Consider the following 21,097-nt stretch of genomic DNA (forward strand, 5'->3'; position numbering starts at 1 on the left):
CTCAACCGCGACGTCGGCAAGCGTCGAAAACCCCGTTCTTCAGGAGGCGGAAATGAGCACCGTCGAGCAGAGCCGGTATCTCGCCACCGCGATACCCGGACCCCGGTCGCAGGAGCTGATCAATCGAAAGAGCGCCGCGGTCGCGCGCGGGGTCGGCAACACGATGCCGGTCTATGCGGCCCGGGCGTTCGGCGGCATCGTCGAGGACGTCGACGGCAACCGGCTCATCGACCTGGGGTCCGGTATCGCGGTCACCACGGTCGGCAACTCGTCGCCGCGCGTCGTCGCCGCCGTCCGCGAGCAGGTGGCCAACTTCACCCACACCTGTTTCATGATCACGCCCTACGAGGGCTACGTCGCAGTCGCCGAACAACTCAACCGGCTCACACCGGGCAGCGGCGAGAAACGAACGGCGTTGTTCAACTCGGGGTCCGAGGCGGTGGAGAACGCCATCAAGATCGCCCGGTCCTACACCCGCAAATCGGCGGTGGTCTCGTTCGATCACGCCTACCACGGGCGGACGAACCTGACGATGGCGCTGACCGCCAAGTCGATGCCGTACAAGCATGGCTTCGGGCCCTTCGCCCCCGAGATCTACCGGGCGCCGCTCTCCTACCCCTTCCGGGACTCCGAGTTTGGCAAGGAGATGGCCACCGACGGCGAACTGGCCGCCAAACGAGCAATCAGCGTGATGGACAAGCAGGTGGGTGCGGACAACCTGGCAGCGGTCATCATCGAACCGATTCAGGGCGAGGGCGGCTTCATCGTGCCGGCCGACGGCTTCCTCCCCGCGCTACTGGACTGGTGCCGCAAGAACAACGTGGTCTTCATCGCCGACGAGGTACAGACCGGGTTCGCCAGGACGGGCGCGATGTTCGCCTGCGAACACGAAGGCGTCGTGCCTGATCTGATCGTCACCGCCAAGGGCATCGCCGACGGGCTGCCGCTGTCGGCGGTGACCGGCCGCGCAGAGATCATGGACGCCCCGCACGTCAGCGGTCTCGGTGGTACCTACGGCGGAAATCCGGTTGCCTGCGCGGCCGCGCTGGCCACCATCGAGACGATTGGGGCCGACGGTCTGGTGGAGCGGGCCCGCGAGATCGAAACGCTGATGAAGGACCGGCTGGGTCGGTTGCAGGCCGAAGACGACCGCATCGGCGACGTCCGTGGCCGTGGCGCGATGATCGCCATGGAGCTGGTCAAGCCCGGCGGCCTCGAACCCGACGCGGACCTCACCAAGGCGCTGTGCGCGGGTGCCCACACCGCGGGCGTAATCGTGTTGTCCTGCGGCACATTCGGCAACGTGCTGCGTTTCCTCCCTCCGCTGACGATCAGCGACGACCTTCTCGTCGAGGGCCTCGACGTGCTCGCTCTTGTCCTGGCGGACCTTTAAGAATCAGGAGCTGATCCAGATGACCAAGGTTCAGAACTTCATCGGCGGCGAACTCGTCGACTCGGTGAGCGGGGCGACCATGCCACTGGTCGATCCGACCACGGGCGAGGAGTACACGACCGCACCCATCTCCAACGAACGGGACATCGACAACGCCTACGCCGCCGCGTCGAAGGCGTTCGCCGATTGGAAGCGCACCACGCCGTCGCGCCGGCAGAAGGCGCTGCTGGACTTCGCCGACGACGTCGAGAAGGCGGCCGGCGATCTGGTCGCCGCCGAGGGACGCAACACCGGCAAGCCCAACCACGTGACCATGGCCGAGGAGATCCCGCCGATGGTCGACCAGATCCGGTTCTTCGCCGGTGCGGCGCGGATGCTGGAGGGCAAGTCGGCCGGTGAATACATGGAGAACCACACGTCGTGGATCCGGCGTGAACCCGTCGGTGTGATCGGCCAGGTCTCCCCGTGGAACTACCCGATGATGATGGCGATCTGGAAGTTCTGTCCGGCCATCGCCGCGGGCAACACCGTCGTGATCAAGCCCAGCGACACCACGCCGGTGACGACGGTGATGCTCGCCGAGATCGCGGCCAGGCACTTCCCGCCGGGTGTGCTCAATGTGGTGTGCGGCGACCGGAAGACCGGCGCAGCCGTCGTCGCGCACCCCACCCCGCAGATGGTGTCGATCACCGGTTCCGTCGCCGCCGGCCGTGCGGTTGCGGTCAGCGCCGGCGGTCATCTCAAGCGCACACATCTGGAATTGGGCGGCAAGGCGCCCGTAATCGTCTTCGACGACAGCGATATCGCCGCGGCGGCGGAGGGCATCGCGACGGCCGGCTACTTCAACGCCGGCCAGGATTGCACCGCAGCCACCCGCGTGCTGGCGCGGGCCTCCGTCGCGAGCGACCTCACGGAGGCGCTCGCCGAGCAGGCCAAGGGCGCCACGACGACCTTCGGTAAGGCCGCCGACGACGAGGACGCCTGGGTGCCGCCGGTCAACAACGTCAACCAGATGAAGCGGGTGCTCAGCTTCTTCGAGGACGTCCCGTCGCATGCCAAGGTCGCAGTCGGCGGAGGACGCCAGGGCGACCAGGGTTTCTACGTCGAGCCGACGGTCGTCGGTGGGCTGCTGCAGGATGACCGGCTGGTCCAGGAGGAGATCTTCGGCCCGGTGATCACCGTGCAGTCGTTCTCCGACGAGGACGAGGCGATCGCGTGGGCCAACGGCACCGAGTACGGGCTGGCATCATCGGTGTGGACCAAGGATGTGTCGCGGGCGCTTCGGGTGTCGGCGGCGCTGGACTTCGGCTGCGTGTGGATCAACACCCATATCCCACTGGTCGCCGAGATGCCCCACGGCGGCTACAAGTCGTCCGGCCACGGCAAGGACCTGTCGATGTACGGCTTCGACGACTACACCCGCATCAAGCACGTGATGGCGTACACGGGCTAGGTTATATGCGCCCGCGTGACGGTGCCCAGCAACCGGCGCCGACCTGGGCGATCTGACGCGGCGCCCCATTCCGGCCGATGGAAGGGCCAAGCTGATCGAGCTGACGAAGCGGGGGCGCGATCTCATGGCCCACGCCGGCGACCGCGTCGCCGACATCGAGCGCCGGTGGTCGAAGCTGGTCGGCGTGAAGAACTTCGCGCAGATGTCGGCGACCAGACGGTGCAGTCGCATCTGCGCCATGTCTACAACAAGCTCGGCCTGACGTCGCGCGTGCAACTCCCTCAAGAGTTCGCGCGTCACTCATGAGCGAACAGACGCGAAGTCACCCTCTTGGTCGGCGTATCGGGTGACTTCGCGTCTGCTCAGCAATCAGGTCAGTGCACGTGGGTGTGACGCCGGCCGAATATTCCAGACCAGCTCCGGTGCCGCCGTGGTTCCGGCTCGACCGCCGGTTGAATCTCCGTCACCTCGTCAGACGCCACCGGCTGCGCTTCGTACGCGGTGACCGGTCGTTCGGCATACGCGATGTCGCGGGCGCTGCGGACCGACACCCGCCCCAGCGCGACGGCGCCCAGGAAGACGATCAGCGCGCCAAGGCCGTAGAAGTAGCTCAGCGACAGCCACGCCAGCTTGGCTGCGGTCTCTCCGGCCGGTGTTTCGGCTTCACCGATGCCCAGTGGGCCGGCCAAGTCGCGGCCGACCACAAACCAGACGCCGGCCAGCACCGTCAGCCAGCCACCGAGCATCGCCGTCGCGCGGTTGCGTGACGTCAGCAGTAGGAAGCCGCCCACCACCGTGACCACACCCGGCAGTACCTCGAGCCACCCCCGCGTGGTGGTCCATATCCACGCCTGATCGGAAGAGAATCCGAAGTCGAACAAGGGACCGACAAACGGGATCAGCGCGCCCCAGATCCCCAAAAGGATTAACAGAAATCCGCTCGCCGCGCCACGGCTGCGAGGCATTCGCAACCTGCCGCCGCGCACATCAGCACGTGTGTCTCTCATGATGCCTCCTCAGTCGTCGAGGCGAATACCCAAACTCGTACCGGGATAACCGATGGAGGCACTGAATGGGCCGGCGAGCGTCGGTGTGGCCGGTATCACGCCGTGGGACACGGCGGGCGCCCGGACGACGACCCGACACTTGGTCGCGTGACCTGCAGTCGCTGACACGCACAGCACACTGACAGTCCGGCTGCTTCCGGGATTAAAGTTAGTTTTGCTAACGTTACGAGACATAGGCGCACCGTCGCGCCCCTCTTCTCCCGATTTGTTCTGAGGACTTTTGATGTCGACTGATACTCGCGAAGCGCGGCTCGTCCGCCGCATCGCCGACCTGTACGCCACCGACCAGCAGTTCGCAGACGCCCGGCCCAGCGAGGAAGTTTCCGCTCAGACGGCACAGCCTGGGCTGCGCCTGCCTCGGCTCGTGCAGACCGTGTTCGACGGTTATTCCGACCGTCCCGCACTGGGCCAGCGTGCCGTCCAACCGATCACGGATGCGGCGACCGGGCGCACCACGGTGCAACTGCTGCCCCACTTCGACACGATCACCTATCGCCAGGTCTCCGAGCGCGTCACCGCGGTGTCGAACGCGCTGGCCGGCGATCCGGTGCAGCCCGGTGACCGCGTGGCCCTGCTCGGGTTCACCAGCGTCGACTACACCATCGTCGACGTTTCCCTGATTGCCGTCGGCGCGGTGTCGGTGCCGCTGCAGACCAGCGCGCCCCTCACCCAGCTTCGGCCGATCGTCGCCGAGACCGAGCCGACCCTGATCGCCTCGAGCGTCGACTACCTCTCCGACGCGGTCGATCTGGTGCTGGACGCGCACAACGCATCGCGGCTGGTCGTGTTCGACTACCGACCGCAGGTCGATGACCAGCGCGATGCGCTGGCCGCGGCGAAGACACGCTTGTACGAAGCCGGCAGCACCGTCGAGGTGGACACCCTCGTCGACGTGATCGAGCGGGGGCAGCAGCTGCCCGCTCGCGAGTGGTTCATCTCCCCCGGCCCCGATTCGTTGACATTGCTGGTGTACACCTCCGGCAGCACCGGGACGCCGAAGGGCGCGATGTACCCGGAGCGTCTGGTCGCCAACGCGTGGCGCCGGTCCGCGGCCGCACGATGGGGTGACGACCACGTCGAACCGTCGATCACGCTGAGCTTCCTTCCGATGAGCCACATGATGGGTCGCGGTCTGCTCTACGGCACGCTCGGCGCCGGCGGAACCGCGTATTTTGCCGCCAAGAGCGATCTTTCGACGTTCCTGGACGATCTCGCGCTGGTGCGCCCTACTCAGATGAGCTTCGTGCCGCGCATCTGGGACATGATCTACAACCACGTGCAGAGCGAGGTGGACCGTCGCGCGTCCGGTGCAGGGGATCGCGCCGCTACAGAAGCCGAGGTTCTGGCCGAACAGCGAGAAAAGCTGCTCGGCGGACGGTATGTCATGGCGATGACCGGGTCGGCGCCGATCTCCGCGGAGATGAAGGCATGGGTGGAAGACCTGCTCGACATCCACCTGATCGACGGCTACGGATCGACCGAAGCCGGCGCGGTGTTCGTCGACGGTCGCGTGAGTCGGCCACCGGTGACCGATTACAAGCTCGCCGACGTGCCCGAACTCGGCTACTTCCACACCGACCGGCCGCACCCCAGGGGTGAACTCCTGGTCAAGTCCGACACCCTGTTCCCCGGCTACTACAAGCGCCCGGAAGTCACCGCCGAGATGTTCGACGAGGACGGCTACTACCGCACCGGCGACATCGTCGCCGAAACCGGACCCGACCAGCTGGTCTATCTCGACCGGCGCAACAACGTCCTCAAGCTGTCGCAGGGCGAGTTCGTCACCGTCTCCAAGCTCGAAGCGGTCTTCGGAGACAGCCCGCTGGTGCGGCAGATCTACGTCTACGGCAACAGCGCCCGGTCGTATCTGCTGGCCGTGGTGGTTCCGGCCGCAGAAGCGCTGACCCGTGACGACGTGAAAGCGGCTGTCAGCCAATCACTTCAGGACGTCGCCAAGGCTGCAGGATTGCAGTCCTACGAGATCCCGCGCGACATCATCATCGAGACCACGCCGTTCACACTCGAGAACGGTCTGCTCACCGGCATTCGCAAGCTGGCGCGCCCGAAGCTCAAGGAGCGCTACGGCGATCAGCTCGAGCAGCTCTACATCCAACTGGCCGAAGGTCAGGAAGGCGAGCTACGGCTCCTGCGCCAGGATGGCGCCGACCGCCCCGTCCTCGAGACGCTCAGCCGCGCGGCCGGCGCGCTGCTCGGTGCGGCGGCAAGTGATCTGCAGGCCGACGCCCACTTCACCGATCTGGGTGGGGATTCGTTGTCGGCGTTGACATTTGCCAACCTGCTGCACGACATCTTCGGTATCGATGTGCCCGTCGGGGTGATCGTCAGCCCGGCCAGCGATCTTGCCTCGATCGCAGCATACATCGAGGCCGAGAGGCAACCGGGCACGAAGCGGCCGACGTTCGCCTCGGTGCACGGACGCGACGCTACGGAGGCCCACGCCCGCGACCTCACACTGGACAAGTTCCTCGACGAGCAGACCCTGAACGCGGCGACATCGCTGCCCGGTCCGAGCCGCGAGGTCCGCACCGTCTTACTCACCGGCTCGACCGGTTTCCTCGGCCGGTACCTGGCGCTGGAATGGCTCGAGCGGATGGACCTGGTCGACGGCAAGGTGATCTGCCTGGTGCGGGCCAAGTCCGACGAGGAGGCGCGTGGCCGCCTGGACAAGACCTTCGACAGCGGCGATCCGAAGCTGCTGACCCATTACCGCCGGCTGGCCGCCGATCATCTCGAGGTCATCGCCGGCGACAAGGGCGAGGCCAATCTGGGCCTGGATCAACAGACTTGGCAGCGGCTGGCCGACACGGTCGATCTGATCGTCGATCCCGCCGCGCTGGTCAACCACGTGCTGCCCTACAGCCAGCTGTTCGGCCCCAACGCACTCGGTACCGCAGAGCTGATCCGCATCGCGCTCACCACGAAGCGCAAGCCGTTCGTCTACGTGTCGACGATCGGCGTGGGCGCCGGAATCGAATTGTCCAAATTCACCGAAGACGCCGACATCCGCCAGATCAGCGCCACGCGCAAGGTCGACGACAGCTACGCCAACGGCTACTCGAACAGCAAGTGGGCAGGCGAGGTGCTCCTGCGGGAAGCACACGATCTCTGCGGGCTGCCGGCATCGGTGTTCCGCTGCGACATGATCCTGGCCGACACCACCTACGCCGGCCAGCTCAACCTGCCGGACATGTTCACCCGGATGATGCTCAGCCTGGTGGCCACTGGTGTCGCACCCGAGTCGTTCTACCAGCTCGATGCCGATGGCAACCGCCCGCGGGCCCACTATGACGGCCTTCCGGTCGAATTCATCGCCGAGGCGATCTCGACGCTCGGCGAGCGGGTCGTGGACGGGTTCGAGACCTATCACGTGATGAACCCTTACGACGACGGCATCGGCATGGATACCTACGTCGACTGGCTGATCGACGCCGGCTACCCGGTGACGCGTATCGGTGACTACGGCGCATGGTTGGCCCGGTTCGAGACCACCATGCGCGCACTGCCCGAGCGGCAACGCCAGGCCTCGCTGCTGCCGCTGCTGCACAACTACCAGCACCCGGATACGCCGGTTTGCGGATCGATCGCCTCGACCGACCGATTCCGGGCGGCGGTGCAGGACGCCAAGATCGGCCCGGACAAGGACATTCCGCACGTGACGCGGGAGGTGATCGTCAAATACATCACCGATCTGCAGCTGCTCGGCCTGCTCTAGGATCGGACCCGTTCGACGACGTCGATGATGTTGTCGGCGACGAACTTCGGCTGGTACAGCATCATGTTGTGCCCGCTGCCCGTGGCGATGACGTTGGTCGTGCCCAGTGCGGCGGCCAACCTGTCGTTGGCCTGATGGATCAGGGCCAGTGTGTAGTTCGCGGGCGTCAGAACCTGGGGCGCGAATTTGTCCGAGCTCAGCACGATGGCGGGGACCTGCGGCAGCGGCGGCGCGCTCTCGACGGTGGCGAATGCCTGACCGACCTTCACCCCCTCCGCGCCGTCACTGCCACCATCCTCCAGCGCCCGATCGAATGCTGCGTTCTGCGCCGGACTGCCCAGACTCGGCAGGTATTCCGAGGTCGGGTCCACGAACACTAGGCCCGCCATCAGATCCGGGCGGGTACGCGCGAGAAGGTCGGCGATCAGGCCGCCGTAGGAATGTGCGGCGACGACGAACGGGCCGGCCAGCTGGGCCGTACACAACAACATCACGATGTCGTCGACGTCCTGCGCAATGGTGTGCGGTTGCGCCACTGCGGTGGATCGGTCGGCGCCATCGAACCGCGTGCCGGGCCGGTCGTATGAACACACCCGTGTCGTCCTGGCCACGGTCGGCTGTACCGCATCGGGACTCGGCGTCAGCCTGGCCTCGCCGATGATGTCGTACGGCGATGACCGGATCGGATCGTCCGGCGGCACAACCACATTCCACGCTTCGGCATAGCTGCCGAGCCCGGGAATGATGAAGACGATCGGCGAACCATGCCCCTGACAGTCCAGGAACAACGTGCGGCCGTTGCCGATGTCGACCAGACCCGACCGCATTTCGGCCGCACCCGCCGAATCACCGGCGCAGCCGGAAGCGACCGACACGACAAGGGCCGCGAGCAGGACGCCGAGCCGTCGCCACCACACGCCGGCGACGCTACATCGCCACGCCCACCACGACGAGAACGATCGCGATGAGCGGGAACAGTCCCTGGATGACGGTGGAGCGCGCCTTGTCCGGCGACGAGGCGAGCAGCACGACAGCCGCGGCGAACATCGATCCCACACCGGCGAGCACCAACGCGACACCGACTGCTGTGCAACCGGTGGCGATGAAGACCGCTCCGCTGGCCGTCACGATGGCGAGGAACAGGTTGTAGAACCCCTGGTTGAAGGCCAGCAACTTGGTGGTCTGTGCCTCCTGCTCCGTGGTGCCGAACGTCGCACGAGTCCGTGGCGAGGTCCAGGTGAGCGACTCCATCACGAAGATGTACACGTGCAGCAGCGCAGCAAGAACCGCGAGTACCGAGCCCGCGATGAGCATTACGGTGTTCCCTTCGCTAGCCGAAGAGGCCCGGCTGTCCCAGTCCGCCGACGCCTGCGGGCGGGCTCATGCCGAGATGCGTCCATGCCTGCGCGGTGGCGACACGGCCACGCGGGGTGCGGGCGATCATTCCGGCACGAACGAGGAAAGGCTCGCACACCTCCTCGACCGTGGTCGCTTCCTCTCCAACGGCGACGGCCAGGGTGGACACCCCGACCGGGCCGCCGCCGAAACTGCGGGTGAGCGCCGACAACACGGCCCTGTCGAGCCGGTCCAGTCCGAGTTCGTCGACGTCGTAGACCTCCAACGCGTACTTGGCGATATCGCGGGTGATCACTCCGTCGGCTCGCACCTCGGCGTAGTCGCGGACGCGGCGCAGCAACCGGTTGGCGATGCGTGGGGTGCCACGCGAACGCCGGGCGATCTCGGCGCCCGCCTCAGCGCCCAGCTCGATCCCGAGGATTCCCGCAGACCGCGCGAGCACCCGCTCGAGCTCGGCGGGTTCGTAGAAGTCCATGTGGGCGGTGAAGCCGAACCGGTCCCGCAGCGGGCCGGTGAGGGCCCCGGACCTGGTGGTCGCGCCGACCAGGGTGAACGGCGCGACCTCGAGCGGAATCGAGGTAGCGCCAGGGCCTTTCCCGACGATGATGTCGACGCGGAAGTCCTCCATCGCCAGATAAAGCATCTCCTCGGCCGGCCTGGCGATGCGGTGAATCTCGTCGATGAACAACACGTCGTGCTCGACCAGGTTGGACAGCATCGCGGCGAGATCGCCCGCGCGTTCCAGCGCAGGACCCGAGGTGACCCGCAGCGAGGAACCGAGTTCGGCCGCGATGATCATCGCCAACGAGGTCTTGCCCAGTCCGGGCGGGCCGGACAGCAGGATGTGATCCGGTGTGCCGCCGCGATTTTTGGCACCCTCGAGGACGAGTTGCAACTGTTCGCGAACCCGCGCCTGGCCGATGAACTCGCGCAGCGTCCGCGGCCGCAGGCTGGCGTCGATGTCACCTTCGCCGACGGTCAGCGCGGCGGAGACCTCCCGGTCGGAGGTGTCTTCGGGTTCGTCGTCGTCGAAGCGGCTCATTTGTTGCCCAGCATCAACAACGCGGCCCGCAGCGCGGTGGATTGGGTGGCCTCCGGTTCGTTGGCCAGCACCTTGTCGGTGGCCTCCTCGGCGAGTTTGGCCGCAAAGCCAAGTCCGACAAGGGCTTCCACGACGGGGCCGCGCACCGCGTGGCCACTGAGGGCCATGGCGCCCGCCGCCGAGGCGATCGGCCCCATCTTGTCGCGCAGCGTCAGCACGAGTAGTTCGGCGGTCTTCTTCCCGACCTTGGGAATCCTGGTCAGTCCGGTGACGTCGCCGTCGGCGATCTTCTGCCGCAAGGTCGGGCCGTCGTAGATGGCCAGCGCGCCGAGCGCGATGCTCGGTCCGATGCCGGAGACCGCGAGCAGCGTCGAAAACAGATTGCGGGCGTCGGAGTCGGCGAACCCGTACAGGGTCATCGAATCCTCGCGCACGATCATCGCGGTGATCAACCTGGCCTCGCTGCCGCGCCGCAGAGTCGCCAGCGTCGACGGCGTCGCCATCACCTTGTAGCCGACGCCGGCCGCCTCGATGACTACGTGGTCGAGTGCGATGTCGAGGACCTCGCCGCGAACGGATGCGATCATCGTGCCGCCTTCAGTTTCGCCAGTTTGGATTGATACTTGCGGCGCTGTTCGGCGGCCATGGCCTCCGCCTGCGCCATCCGTGCGATCATGGGCGCCCGCCAGCAGTGGCAGATCGCCAGCGCCAGCGCGTCGGCAGCGTCGGCAGGTGTCGGCTTCGTCTGCAGCGCAAGGATTCTGGTCACCATCGCAGTCACCTGCGCCTTGTCGGCGCGGCCGTTGCCGGTGACGGCGGCCTTGACCTCGCTCGGGGTGTGGAAATAAACGTCGATGTTGCGCTTCGCCGCCGCCAATGCGATGACGCCGCCGGCCTGCGCGGTGCCCATCGCGGTCGATGCATTCTGATTGGAGAACACCCGCTCGATCGCGATGACGTCGGGCAGGTGGGTGTCCATCCAGTGTTCGACGGTGTCGCTGATGGTCAGCAGCCGTCTCGACAGCGGATCGTCGGCGGGGGTGCGGACCACGTCGACGTCCAGCGCCGTCACCTGCCGGCCGCGTCCGTTCTCGATCACGGACAACCCGCAGCGCGTCAACCCGGGGTCGACTCCCATCACCCGCACGCCAGCCCTCCTGTGAACATCTGTTCGAGAGCTTAGTGGCCGGGCGGGACACCCCGGGGCAGGGACACGCCTGACGCGAGGTCGATGTGACGGCGCGGCCGGCCCCCGCTAACGTCGCAACCGACCCCGTCCCCGATCCGTGGGAGCTGAACTCACACGATGCCCGACGCGAATGAACTGCAGTCCGCAACCAATCTCGCCGTCACCCTGGCCTGGGTCGCCGGCGCCGTGGTGGCCGCATATCTGCTGGGGGTGGTGCTCACCCGGGTGCTGAGGCGCATCGGGCGCCGCAGCGCCGTGATCTGCGACGTCGCCGTGCTGACCCGTGTGCCGGTGCGCGCCGTGTTGATGGCCTTTGCCGCGTCGATTGCGGTGCAGCGAACCTCCGATGCGGCCGATGCCTGGCGCGGCTGGGTGGATCACTGCCTGCTGATCGTGGTGATCGCCACGCTCACCTGCCTGGCCACCAGCCTGGTGCTGGTCGCCGAGCGGCGCACCATTGCCCGCTACGGCGGCGGAGACGACGACATCACCGACGCCGACCGCGTATGGAGACGGATCCGTACGCAGGTCACGGTGCTGCGCCGGCTCGCGGTCGCGGTTGTGGTGGTGCTCGGCGTGGCCGCGATCCTGATGACGTTCCCGTCGTTCTCCAACATCGGCACCACATTGTTCGCCTCGGCCGGGGTGTTGTCGGTGGTCGCCGGCCTCGCCGCGCAGACGTCGCTGGGCGCGGTGTTCGCCGGCATGCAGATCGCCTTCTCCGGCGCGATCCGCGTCGGCGACGTGGTCGAACTCGAGGAAGGCCGCTGGTGGGGCCGCATCGAGGAGATCACCCTGACCTATGTGGTCGTCCGGCTCTGGGATGAGCGGCGGCTGGTGCTGCCCTGCACCTACTTCACCACAACCCCGTTCGAGAACTGGACACGCAGCGCCACCGAGATCATGGGTGCGGTCGAGTTCGACGTCGACTTCTCCGTGCCGTTCCACGACATGCGCGCCGAACTGGACCGGCTGCTGGCCGCCAGTGAGCAGTGGGACGGCCGCCGCGGGGTGCTGCAGGTGACCGACGCCGTCGGCGGCGTGGTGCGGGTTCGGATCGTCGTCAGCGCCCCCAACGCCGGCGCATTGTTCGACCTGCGGTGCGCGGTGCGTGAAGGGATGGTCGACTGGGTGCAGCGCACCGGCGGCGTGGTGCCGACACAACGCATCGAGCCCACCGGGCCGGCCCCCGAGCCGGTTGCCCGCCGCGACGGCGACGGCGAGACGCTGCGCGTGGGATCCAGCCTGTTCTCCGGTAGTCCCGAGGCCGACGAGCGTGCCCGGGCGTTCGACGACACCGTCGACTACGAGGACGACTTCGTCAGGTCGAACGGCACCCGCTGAGCGTGTTCGGTCAGCGTGACTCCGCGGTATTGCGGCGCCAGCACACGACCGGCCGCCAGCAGCGGCTCGGTGTTGCGTACCGTCCGCGCGAGCACGAAAGCACCCTCTAGCGCACCGATCAGGGTGATCGTCAGATCGCGGGCCAGCATGCCGTCCAGCCCGCGGGCCTGGAAGTAGGCGGTGCCGCCGTCGAGCCAGGCGGTGAACACCCCGGCGGCGGCGACGCGTAATTCCTCGACCGTGTCGGCGATCTCGGCCGCGACGCCGGCGACCGGGCACATGTTGGCGAAACCGGTGGCCGCCATATCCTCGGCGGCTTGGGCGAAAACCCCCTCGATGGCCATGCCCAGATCGCTGTACTCGTCGACGATCGACGGAATCAGCAACCCGTACGCGAGCCCCGCGTTGATCAACGCCTCGCCCACGATCTGCACCTTGCCGCCGCGAAAGTGGTGGTACAGCGACCCGATCGGCGCGCCGGACGCCTCGGCGATGTCCTTCATACCGACCGCGCCGTAGCCCTTGCGCCGCATCAATTCTGCGGCTGCGGTCAGGATCGATTCACGGGTGGACCTTGCCATCGTCGCCTCCTCCTGACAGACTAGAACACAAATTCTAGAATATACGTTCTAATCGCTGGAAGGCCAGCCATGAAGCACGCCGACGTCACGGCCGGAACCATCGAATACCGAGAGGAGGGCGACCCGAACGGTTCTCCGGTCGTGCTGCTACACGGCCTGCTGATGAACGACGCGCAATGGAACCTGGCACTACCGCTGCTGCCACCGGGCTTCCGCTACCTACTTCCCGTGCTGCCACTGGGCGGGCACCGCATGCCGATGCGCAAAGACGCCGACCTCACAATGCCCGGGATGGTGGGCATCGTCGCCGACTTCCTCGACGCGCTGCACCTGACCGACGTGACCCTCGTCGTCAGCGACTGGGGCGGTCCGCTGTTCCTCACCGACACCGGCCGCGACAAACGCGTCGCACGGATGGTGCTCTGCCCGTCGGAGGCGTTCGACAACTTTCCGCCGGGATTTCCCGGCAAGGTCGCGTGGCTGGCAAGCCGGAACACGCTGACGGTCTCGCTGGCCATGCGCCAACTCAAGATCGGCTGGCTGCGCCGGCAATGGTTCATATTCGGCCAGATGGCGAAAAACCCTGTCCCACAACACATTGTCGATGAATGGCTCGCCGCCGGGCTCACCGACCGGCTGATCCGGGCCGACCTCGTCAAATACTGCCGCACCCGATTCGACCGGCCCGACCTGATCCGGGCCACCAACCGTCTCGCGGATTTCGACGGGCCGGCCCTGGTGTTGTGGAGCCGCAACCCGGTGATGCCCGCCGACCACGGCGAGCGACTCGCGGCGCTGCTGCCCAATGGGCGGCTGCAACAGGTCGAGGACGCCTACGTGCTGACCATGATCGACCAGCCGGCACGGACCGCCCGCGCGATCGGCGACTTCCTCATGGCCGCCTGATGGCGTGCGCCTGGGCTGCTGCACCAACGACGGCCAACGGACCGGCGCGGGCGGACAGTGCGAGCCGAGGATGGCTGGCCGTTCGCATGACGCAGTTACCGGGTGGTGCTGAGGTACTAGCCCTTCGTCGTCAATTGGGGCGCAGTGGGGCTTTCCGCCGGCGGCCTCACATTTGAACATCGGTCCACGTCTACGTTGTGAGCGCGTCCACCCGACAGTGCTTCAGTTGTCAACGTAGAAAGGAACATTCAATGACAATCGAGGAGAACAAGGCGGTTGTCGGACGGTGGTTCACCGAATTCTGGGGGGAGAACTTCAACCCCGATGTCATCGCCGAACTGGCCGCACCGGACATCCGCTTCGAGTATTCGCTGCACACCCCATGCCGTGGCCGCGACGAGGTACGGGCCTTCGCCGCCAAGTTCCGCGCGGCGTTCCCGGACTTGGCGTTCGACGCTACCGCTGATCTGATCGCCGAAGGCGACTACGTGGTGGGCCAGTGGATCGGCGGTGGCACTCAGACCGGTGAAGCGTTCGACGACATGCCGATCGGTGCCTTGCCGGCCGGCAGCGGCAAGACGATGCGATTCACCGGAACGTCGGTTCTGAAGGTCGTTGACGGCCTGATCGTCGAGGAGATCGGGCTGGACGACGGAGTGACCGTCCTGCAGCAGCTGGATCTGATCAAGCCGGCCTGACCCCAGCGCCGGTGAGGCTAGTCCTCTTTGTCGAGTTCGGCGGCGACGTCGTCGGGGATGTCGAGGTTGGTGTAAACGTCCTGGACGTCGTCGCTGTCCTCGAGCGCGTCGACGAGCTTGAGCACCTTGCGGGCGCCGTCGAGGTCGACGGGCACCGTCACCGACGGTTGGAAGCTGGCCTCGGCAGACTCGTAGTCGATACCGGCATCCTGGAGCGCTGTCCGAACCGCAATCAGATCCGTTGGCTCACAGATGATCTCGAAGCTGTCGTCGAGATCGTTGACGTCTTCGGCACCGGCCTCGAGCACCGCGGTCAACACGTCGTCCTCGGTCAGGCCGTTCTTCTCCAGTGTGACCACTCCCTTGCGGGAGAACAGATAGGACACCGAGCCGGGGTCGGCCATGTTGCCGCCGTTGCGGGTCATGGCGACACGCACCTCGCCGGCCGCCCGGTTGCGGTTGTCGGTCAGGCATTCGATCAGCACCGCGACACCGTTGGGTCCGTACCCCTCGTAGGTGATGGTCTGCCAGTCGGCGCCGCCGGCTTCCTCACCGGCGCCACGCTTGCGGGCCCGCTCGATGTTGTCGTTGGGCACCGAGTTCTTCTTGGCCTTCTGAATGGCGTCGTACAGCGTCGGGTTCCCACCCGGGTCGCCACCGCCGACGCGCGCGGCCACCTCGACGTTCTTGATCAGCTTCGCGAAGTTCTTGCCGCGACGAGCATCGATGATCGCCTTCTTGTGCTTGGTGGTGGCCCACTTGGAATGGCCGCTCATGCAGGTACTACCTCTTTCAGAACACTTCAGAGTTCGATCAACGAGTCTACGTGGAGCTTTATGCCTTACCGAATCTGCGTCACTCCGATGTCGCCCTCGATGTAGCGCTGGAGATTCGGCGCGATGGCCGCGACGACCTCATCGTCTGTCATCAACGCCACCGGGTCGATCTTGCAGACGTAGCGCATCATCGCCAGGCCCATGATCTGCGACGAGAGCAGCCCACTGCGCACCGCGCGATCGCGCTCGTCGACGCCGAGTTGGGACACCCCATCAGGCTGCTCTGCACGACCATCCGCAGCTTCTCGCGGGTGCTCGACTCGTGCGCGGCGGTTTGCACCACAGCGCGCAACACCGGACCGATCTCGTCGTCTGCCCAAGCGCCCAGCCTCAGCCGCAACAGCGCGCTGGCGTGGTCGAAGTTTTCGCCACGTTCTCGAGCCATCGCCGTGGAGGGTTCGTCGCCGCGTCGAGCAACCCCTCCTTCGATCCGAAGTAGTGATAGACCAGCGCGGGGTCGACGTCGGCCTCCCGGGCCACCGCGCGAATCGTCGTGCCCCGCCCAGCCGGTTTCGGCGAAAGCGGTCCTGGCCGCCGAAAGGATCTTCGCGGCCAGCACGCCGCGTTCGTCGCGCGGACCTGGGGCGATCGAACCCGGACGTCGTCGTCGGCGCGGGACCGGTCGGCCTGGTCGCCGCCTGCGAGCTGACCCGCCGCGGCATCCGAATCCGGGTCATCGACAAGCTGCCCGAGCCGACCACCGAATCCCGGGCTATCGCGATTCACGTGGTCGCCACCGGCGTGAAGTCCACCGCGATGAGGATGCTCAGCAACGGCAGCGAGCTCTTTCACGTTGAGTTCGGCGGCGTCGACAGCGCGCTCCCGTTCTCGCTGTTGACTTCCCAGACCGAGACCGAACGGGTGCTCGACGAGCGGCTTTCGGGGCTCGGCGTGACCGTCGACCGGGGTGTCGAGCTCGTCGAACTGACACAGGAAGCCGACGGTGTCCAGCTGACCCTGTTCAAGGGTGAGCGGTTCATCCTGGGCGACTGCGACTGCGACGCCGACAGCGACATGGATGCCGAGTCGATGTACACGGTCTTCGCGCCCGAGGGCCCGGTGATCATGATGCCGATGCGGGACGGGCGGGCCCGCCTGATGGCGGAGATCCACGACGAGCGTGGCGCGGCGCTCAACCTCCATCCCACCCAGGACGCCCTCCAGAAAATCTCGACGAGCGGGTCGGCGGCGTCACCATCACGAGCAGCCGCTGGCTCACCTGCTTCGAAATCCACCACGGCCAGGTGCCCGCCTACCGATATGGCCGAGTGTTCCTCGCCGGCGATGCCGCGGGCGGGCAAGGCATGAACACCGCCATGCAGGACGCGTTCAACCTCGCCTGGAAGCTGGCCGCTGCCGTTCAGGGCGAGGGCGGCCAGTGCGGCGCCGCCAATGCCCCGCACACCATCCTGACCATCGCGGCGGAGATACCGGCCCCGGCCGCGGGCCCGCCGGACAGGGTCAGGTGCTCATCGCCGCCGACGACACGCCGGTCGGTGGCTACGACCAGGTGAGCGCCGACCAGACGGGTTGGCGGCCAAGCGTTTCGGCCTGCGGGACGGCGGTCGCGTGCTGGTGCGGCCCGACGGCTATATCGGTGCGGCGTCGCGCTCGACGACCAGCGTGCAGTGGCGACTACTTCGCCGCGATCGCCAGGTAAGGCCGTGTACACGTATGAAATCGACGCGCAGGCCAGGTTCGACGAGCGCCCGACATCATTCCGATGAACATCGACTGGCTGCGGTGCCGGTCGGCCTAGGCGCTGTTAGGTCGGCCACAACGCTTTTGCTGTAGAACTTACTCAGGAGTAAGGTAGGTGGCTGTTCAGTCCACAGCGCGGATCGTGCCCCCGAAAGGACCGCGACTACATGTCTTACTCACTCGAGCTACCGCCCGACGTCGTTCACGTTCGGGACTGGGTCCACGAATTCGCCGCCGACGTCGTCCGGCCGGCCGCAGCGGAGTGGGACGAACGCGAAGAAACGCCGTGGCCGATCATCCAGGAGGCGGCCAAGGTCGGCCTCTACTCGATGGAGCTGTTCGCCGAACAGGCCGCCGAGCCCTCCGGCCTCGGAATGCTCGTCGTCTTCGAGGAACTGTTCTGGGGCGACGCCGGAATCGCACTGTCCATCCTGGGCACCGGGCTGGCCGCGGCCTCCTTGGCCGCCAACGGCACCCCCGAACAGCTCGGTGAGTGGCTGCCGCAGATGTTCGGCACGGTCGATGATCCGAAGGTGGCGTCCTTCTGCTCGTCGGAGCCCGGCGCCGGGTCGGACGTCGGCGCGATCCTCACCCGGGCGCGCTATGACGAGGCGTCCGACGAATGGGTGCTCAACGGCACCAAGACGTGGGCGACCAACGGCGGCATCGCCGAGGTGCACATCGTGGTGGCCTCCGTGCATCCCGAACTCGGCACCCGGGGGCAGGCGACCTTCATCATCCCGCCGAACACACCGGGCTTCAAACAGGGCCAGAAGTTCCTCAAGCACGGCATCCGGGCCTCCCACACCGCCGAGGTGGTGCTGGAAGACGTCCGGCTCCCCGGCCGCCTGATCGTCGGCGGCAAGGACAAGTTCGACGAGCGCATCGCGCGGGTCCGCGAGGGCAAGAAGGCGGCCGGGCAGGCCGCGATGGCGACCTTCGAGCGCACCCGCCCGACCGTCGGCGCGATGGCCGTCGGAGTCGCCCGCGCGGCCTACGAGTACGCCCTCGACTATGCGCGCCAGCGTGAACAGTTCGGCCGCAAGATCGGTGAATTCCAGGCCATCGCCTTCAAACTGGCCGATATGAAGGCACGCGTCGATGCGGCCCGCCTGCTGGTCTGGCGCGCGGGCTGGATGGCTCGCAACGGTAAGCCCTTCGAAAACGCCGAGGGGTCGATGGCCAAACTGGTGGCCAGTGAGACGGCCGTCTACGTCACCGACGAGGCGATCCAGATTCTCGGCGGCAACGGGTACACCCGCGACTATCCGGTCGAGCGGATGCATCGAGATGCCAAGATCTTCACCATCTTCGAGGGCACCAGCGAGATTCAACGCCTGGTCATCGGCCGGGCGGTCACCGGCCTCCCGATCCGCTAGCCACTCAGCCGCGGCCGCGCACAATATCGACGAACAACGCGTGGATGCGCCGGTCGCCGGTCATCTCCGGGTGAAACGACGTCGCCAGCATCTTTGCCTGACGCACCGCGACGATATGGTCGGCCGCGCGGCCGAGGATCTGCACGTCGGGGCCGACCCGCTCCACCCACGGCGCGCGGATGAAGACCGCATGCACGGAACGGTCGAGGCCGTCGAACGCGATGTCGCCTTCGAATGAATCGACTTGGCGGCCAAAGGCGTTGCGCCGCACGGTCATATCGATGGCCTTGAGGGGAGCGGCTTCCCGCCCGGCCGCTCCCGCATCCAGGATCTCGGTGGCCATCAGGATCATGCCTGCGCACGATCCGTACGCCGGCATGCCCTCGGCCAGCCGGGCCCGCAGCGGCTCGAGCAGTCCGAACTCCCTCAACAGGTGGCTCATCGTGGTGGACTCCCCGCCGGGGATGACCAGTGCGTCGACGGCTTCGAGTTCGCCGATGCGACGCACCGTGGACGATTCCGCGCCGGCTTCGCGCAGGGCGGCCAGGTGCTCCCGGGTGTCCCCCTGCAGCGCGAGCACTCCGACGTGGGGGCCGCTCATCCGCGGTCCGGGCGGTAGTCGCGCTGGTAGCGGGTCAGACCTTCCTGCACGACGGCCGCCACCATCTCGCCGGTCTGCGTGAAGATCTTGCCCTGCGTCAGCGACCGTCCACCCGACGCCGACGGCGACGACTGGTCGTACAGCAACCACTCGTCGGCGCGGAACGGCCGCATGAACCACATCGCGTGATCCAGTGACGCGACCTGCAGATGCGGACGCTCCTCGACGTGATGCACCTGCGCCGAGCCGAGCAGGGTCAGATCGCTCATGTACGCCAGCGAGCAGATGTGCAGCACCGGGTCGTCGGGCAGCGGGTCGCGATGACGGAACCACACCTGCTGCTGAGATGCCTTGCCCGGCTCCGGCACCAGCTGATCGCGCGGCACGACGCGGACGTCCCACTCCTCGAACTGTTTGAAGCCGGCGTCGTCGAACGCTCGCACCGACGTGAGCTCGGGCAGGCCGTCGGGCGGCGGAGCCGATGGCGGCATCGCGTCCTGGTGTTCGATGCCGCTCTGGTCGGTCTGGAACGATGCCGACATCGAGAAGATCGTCTCGCCGTGCTGGACGGCGTTCACGCGACGGGTCGCGAAGGAACCACCGTCGCGGAGCCGCTCGACGATGAACACCGTGCACGACTTGGCATCTCCCGGCCGCAAAAAATAGCCGTGCAGCGAGTGAACCTGATAGCGGAAGTCGACCGTGCGGACCGCCGACACCAGCGACTGACCCGCCACCTGGCCGCCGAACGTGCGCTGCCAGTTGCCCGACGGGGAACTGAACACGCTTCCGCGGTAGATGTTGACCTCGAGTTGCTCCAGGTCGAGGATCTTCTCGATCGACATGCAGCCGTATTACCAGCCGCGCTCGGCGAGCCGGTGAGGCTGCGCGATGTCCTCCACGTTGATGCCGACCATGGCTTCCCCCAGCCCGCGCGACACCTTGGCCAGCACATCGGGGTCGTCGTAGAACGTGGTGGCCTTGACGATCGCCGCCGCGCGCGCGCCCGGGTCACCCGACTTGAAGATGCCCGAGCCGACGAACACGCCCTCCGCCCCGAGTTGCATCATCATCGCGGCGTCGGCCGGTGTCGCGATGCCACCGGCGGTGAACAGTGTCACCGGCAGCTTGCCGGCCCGCGCCACCTCGACGACGAGGTCATACGGGGCCTGCAGTTCCTTTGCGGCGACGAACAATTCGTCTTCGGACAGCGAGGTGAGCCGACGGATTTCGCCGCCGATCTTGCGCATGTGGGTGGTGGCGTTGGAGACGTCACCGGTACCGGCCTCACCCTTGGAGCGGATCATCGCCGCGCCCTCGGTGAGCCGGCGCAGCGCCTCGCCGAGGTTGGTGGCGCCGCAGACGAACGGCACGGTGAATTTCCACTTGTCGATGTGGTTGGTGTAGTCGGCCGGCGTGAGTACCTCGGACTCGTCGACGTAGTCGACGCCGAGGCTCTGCAGGATCTGCGCCTCGACGAAGTGCCCGATCCGGGCCTTGGCCATCACCGGGATCGTGACGGCTTCGATGATGCCCTCGATCATGTCGGGGTCGCTCATCCGCGACACCCCGCCCTGCGCGCGGATGTCGGCGGGCACTCGTTCGAGCGCCATCACGGCGACGGCACCGGCCCCCTCGGCGATGCGGGCCTGCTCGGGGGTGACGACGTCCATGATCACGCCGCCCTTGAGCATCTCAGCCATGCCGCGCTTGACCCGCGCGGTGCCGGTCTGCGCCGACCCGTTCGTTCCAGCTGCGGTTTCCACTGCTATCTCCTCCAACTCGCTACTGATCCAGTCTAAAGGTGGCGGCAAATCC

At 66.8% G+C, this 21,097-nt stretch carries 20 protein-coding genes and 1 pseudogene; 9 read left to right on the plus strand and 12 right to left on the minus strand.

The genetic code is table 11. From position 1 onward, the window contains the following. Window positions 1-52 precede the first annotated feature (52 nt). Together gabT and ACVWWN_RS27125 are read left to right on the plus strand one after the other, a co-directional pair. On the plus strand, window positions 53-1,393 hold the full coding sequence (gabT, locus tag ACVWWN_RS27120; protein WP_457146609.1) for a 4-aminobutyrate--2-oxoglutarate transaminase: 1,341 nt from the start codon (window positions 53-55) through the stop codon (window positions 1,391-1,393). 19 nt (window positions 1,394-1,412) lie between these two features. Then, entirely contained in the window at window positions 1,413-2,846 is a 1,434-nt protein-coding gene (locus tag ACVWWN_RS27125; RefSeq protein ID WP_457146610.1) for a gamma-aminobutyraldehyde dehydrogenase, read from the plus strand. Between the two features lie 374 nt (window positions 2,847-3,220). On the opposite strand, the gene ACVWWN_RS27130 is transcribed toward ACVWWN_RS27125, so the two are convergent. After that, window positions 3,221-3,853, minus strand: coding sequence for a hypothetical protein (locus ACVWWN_RS27130; RefSeq protein WP_457146611.1), 633 nt, complete (start codon window positions 3,851-3,853; stop codon window positions 3,221-3,223). A 283-nt stretch (window positions 3,854-4,136) separates the two neighbouring features. Here ACVWWN_RS27130 and car point away from each other — a divergent pair, with 283 nt between their 5' ends. Continuing rightward, window positions 4,137-7,646 (plus strand): carboxylic acid reductase, encoded by a 3,510-nt coding sequence (car, locus tag ACVWWN_RS27135; protein ID WP_457146612.1) that lies wholly within the window; start codon window positions 4,137-4,139, stop codon window positions 7,644-7,646. Here car and ACVWWN_RS27140 read toward each other — a convergent pair. Genes ACVWWN_RS27140 through ruvC form a run of 5 tightly spaced genes read right to left on the minus strand, consistent with a single transcriptional unit; the run spans window position 7,643 to window position 11,191 of the window. After that, window positions 7,643-8,563 carry an alpha/beta fold hydrolase gene (locus ACVWWN_RS27140; protein ID WP_457146613.1) on the minus strand — a complete coding sequence of 307 codons (921 nt, stop codon included), beginning with the start codon at window positions 8,561-8,563 and terminating at the stop codon, window positions 7,643-7,645. The two genes, car and ACVWWN_RS27140, sit on opposite strands and share 4 nt — an antisense overlap. Window positions 8,564-8,573: 10 nt before the next feature. Beyond that, window positions 8,574-8,960, minus strand: coding sequence for a DUF1304 domain-containing protein (locus ACVWWN_RS27145; protein ID WP_457146614.1), 387 nt, complete (start codon window positions 8,958-8,960; stop codon window positions 8,574-8,576). A 16-nt stretch (window positions 8,961-8,976) separates the two neighbouring features. After that, entirely contained in the window at window positions 8,977-10,044 is a 1,068-nt protein-coding gene (ruvB, locus tag ACVWWN_RS27150; protein ID WP_457146615.1) for a Holliday junction branch migration DNA helicase RuvB, read from the minus strand. Further along, window positions 10,041-10,631 carry a Holliday junction branch migration protein RuvA gene (gene ruvA / locus ACVWWN_RS27155; protein WP_457146616.1) on the minus strand — a complete coding sequence of 197 codons (591 nt, stop codon included), beginning with the start codon at window positions 10,629-10,631 and terminating at the stop codon, window positions 10,041-10,043. The genes ruvB and ruvA overlap by 4 nt, the downstream gene beginning before the upstream one ends. Beyond that, entirely contained in the window at window positions 10,628-11,191 is a 564-nt protein-coding gene (gene ruvC, locus ACVWWN_RS27160; protein ID WP_457146617.1) for a crossover junction endodeoxyribonuclease RuvC, read from the minus strand. The genes ruvA and ruvC overlap by 4 nt, the downstream gene beginning before the upstream one ends. Before the next feature lie 159 nt (window positions 11,192-11,350). Between ruvC and ACVWWN_RS27165 the strand changes: the two genes are divergently transcribed. Beyond that, entirely contained in the window at window positions 11,351-12,577 is a 1,227-nt protein-coding gene (locus tag ACVWWN_RS27165; protein ID WP_457146618.1) for a mechanosensitive ion channel family protein, read from the plus strand. Here ACVWWN_RS27165 and ACVWWN_RS27170 read toward each other — a convergent pair. Then, entirely contained in the window at window positions 12,538-13,158 is a 621-nt protein-coding gene (locus ACVWWN_RS27170; RefSeq protein ID WP_457146619.1) for a TetR/AcrR family transcriptional regulator, read from the minus strand. The two genes, ACVWWN_RS27165 and ACVWWN_RS27170, sit on opposite strands and share 40 nt — an antisense overlap. Window positions 13,159-13,227: 69 nt before the next feature. On the opposite strand from ACVWWN_RS27170, the gene ACVWWN_RS27175 reads away from it, so the two are divergent. Both ACVWWN_RS27175 and ACVWWN_RS27180 read left to right on the plus strand, forming a co-directional pair. Further along, complete coding sequence (locus ACVWWN_RS27175) at window positions 13,228-14,064, plus strand: alpha/beta fold hydrolase (RefSeq protein ID WP_457146620.1); 837 nt, start codon at window positions 13,228-13,230, stop codon at window positions 14,062-14,064. A 251-nt stretch (window positions 14,065-14,315) separates the two neighbouring features. Further along, entirely contained in the window at window positions 14,316-14,762 is a 447-nt protein-coding gene (locus ACVWWN_RS27180) for an ester cyclase (protein ID WP_457146621.1), read from the plus strand. Window positions 14,763-14,779: 17 nt separating this feature from the next. On the opposite strand, the gene ACVWWN_RS27185 is transcribed toward ACVWWN_RS27180, so the two are convergent. Further along, window positions 14,780-15,538, minus strand: a complete 759-nt coding sequence (locus ACVWWN_RS27185; protein WP_457146622.1) for a YebC/PmpR family DNA-binding transcriptional regulator — start codon at window positions 15,536-15,538, stop codon at window positions 14,780-14,782. A gap of 65 nt (window positions 15,539-15,603) precedes the next feature. Beyond that, window positions 15,604-16,187 (minus strand): annotated as a pseudogene (locus ACVWWN_RS27190) (TetR/AcrR family transcriptional regulator). 56 nt (window positions 16,188-16,243) lie between these two features. On the opposite strand from ACVWWN_RS27190, the gene ACVWWN_RS27195 reads away from it, so the two are divergent. From ACVWWN_RS27195 to ACVWWN_RS27205, 3 genes are all read left to right on the plus strand, one after another. Next, complete coding sequence (locus ACVWWN_RS27195; RefSeq protein ID WP_457149300.1) at window positions 16,244-16,906, plus strand: FAD-dependent monooxygenase; 663 nt, start codon at window positions 16,244-16,246, stop codon at window positions 16,904-16,906. Continuing rightward, the gene (locus tag ACVWWN_RS27200) at window positions 16,843-17,112 is read left to right on the plus strand and encodes an FAD-dependent monooxygenase (RefSeq protein WP_457146623.1); all 270 of its coding nucleotides are present in this window, start codon (window positions 16,843-16,845) and stop codon (window positions 17,110-17,112) included. Before ACVWWN_RS27195 ends, ACVWWN_RS27200 begins: the two co-directional genes overlap by 64 nt. Before the next feature lie 354 nt (window positions 17,113-17,466). Then, on the plus strand, window positions 17,467-18,678 hold the full coding sequence (locus ACVWWN_RS27205; RefSeq protein WP_457146624.1) for an acyl-CoA dehydrogenase family protein: 1,212 nt from the start codon (window positions 17,467-17,469) through the stop codon (window positions 18,676-18,678). A gap of 4 nt (window positions 18,679-18,682) precedes the next feature. Here the strand turns inward: ACVWWN_RS27205 and pdxT are convergent, their stop codons facing one another. Genes pdxT through pdxS form a run of 3 tightly spaced genes read right to left on the minus strand, consistent with a single transcriptional unit; the run spans window position 18,683 to window position 21,045 of the window. Continuing rightward, window positions 18,683-19,279, minus strand: coding sequence for a pyridoxal 5'-phosphate synthase glutaminase subunit PdxT (gene pdxT / locus ACVWWN_RS27210; protein WP_457146625.1), 597 nt, complete (start codon window positions 19,277-19,279; stop codon window positions 18,683-18,685). Beyond that, window positions 19,276-20,124 (minus strand): acyl-CoA thioesterase II, encoded by an 849-nt coding sequence (gene tesB / locus ACVWWN_RS27215; protein ID WP_457146626.1) that lies wholly within the window; start codon window positions 20,122-20,124, stop codon window positions 19,276-19,278. Before tesB ends, pdxT begins: the two co-directional genes overlap by 4 nt. A gap of 9 nt (window positions 20,125-20,133) precedes the next feature. Next, window positions 20,134-21,045 (minus strand): pyridoxal 5'-phosphate synthase lyase subunit PdxS, encoded by a 912-nt coding sequence (pdxS, locus tag ACVWWN_RS27220; protein ID WP_457146627.1) that lies wholly within the window; start codon window positions 21,043-21,045, stop codon window positions 20,134-20,136. Window positions 21,046-21,097: the final 52 nt, after the last annotated feature.

It is taken from the genome of Mycobacterium sp. URHB0021, from assembly GCF_054057895.1.

Coding starts and splice junctions, on each gene's coding strand:
- ACVWWN_RS27205 (WP_457146624.1), top strand. CDS start 17,467: ATGTCTTACTCACTCGAGCTACCGCCCGACGTCGTTCACGTTCGGGAC.
- ACVWWN_RS27125 (WP_457146610.1), top strand. CDS start 1,413: ATGACCAAGGTTCAGAACTTCATCGGCGGCGAACTCGTCGACTCGGTG.
- ACVWWN_RS27170 (WP_457146619.1), bottom strand. CDS start 13,158: ATGGCAAGGTCCACCCGTGAATCGATCCTGACCGCAGCCGCAGAATTG.
- ruvB (WP_457146615.1), bottom strand. CDS start 10,044: ATGAGCCGCTTCGACGACGACGAACCCGAAGACACCTCCGACCGGGAG.
- ACVWWN_RS27175 (WP_457146620.1), top strand. CDS start 13,228: ATGAAGCACGCCGACGTCACGGCCGGAACCATCGAATACCGAGAGGAG.
- ACVWWN_RS27130 (WP_457146611.1), bottom strand. CDS start 3,853: ATGAGAGACACACGTGCTGATGTGCGCGGCGGCAGGTTGCGAATGCCT.
- ACVWWN_RS27180 (WP_457146621.1), top strand. CDS start 14,316: ATGACAATCGAGGAGAACAAGGCGGTTGTCGGACGGTGGTTCACCGAA.
- ruvA (WP_457146616.1), bottom strand. CDS start 10,631: ATGATCGCATCCGTTCGCGGCGAGGTCCTCGACATCGCACTCGACCAC.
- gabT (WP_457146609.1), top strand. CDS start 53: ATGAGCACCGTCGAGCAGAGCCGGTATCTCGCCACCGCGATACCCGGA.
- pdxT (WP_457146625.1), bottom strand. CDS start 19,279: ATGAGCGGCCCCCACGTCGGAGTGCTCGCGCTGCAGGGGGACACCCGG.
- ACVWWN_RS27145 (WP_457146614.1), bottom strand. CDS start 8,960: ATGCTCATCGCGGGCTCGGTACTCGCGGTTCTTGCTGCGCTGCTGCAC.
- ACVWWN_RS27165 (WP_457146618.1), top strand. CDS start 11,351: ATGCCCGACGCGAATGAACTGCAGTCCGCAACCAATCTCGCCGTCACC.
- ACVWWN_RS27185 (WP_457146622.1), bottom strand. CDS start 15,538: ATGAGCGGCCATTCCAAGTGGGCCACCACCAAGCACAAGAAGGCGATC.
- tesB (WP_457146626.1), bottom strand. CDS start 20,124: ATGTCGATCGAGAAGATCCTCGACCTGGAGCAACTCGAGGTCAACATC.
- car (WP_457146612.1), top strand. CDS start 4,137: ATGTCGACTGATACTCGCGAAGCGCGGCTCGTCCGCCGCATCGCCGAC.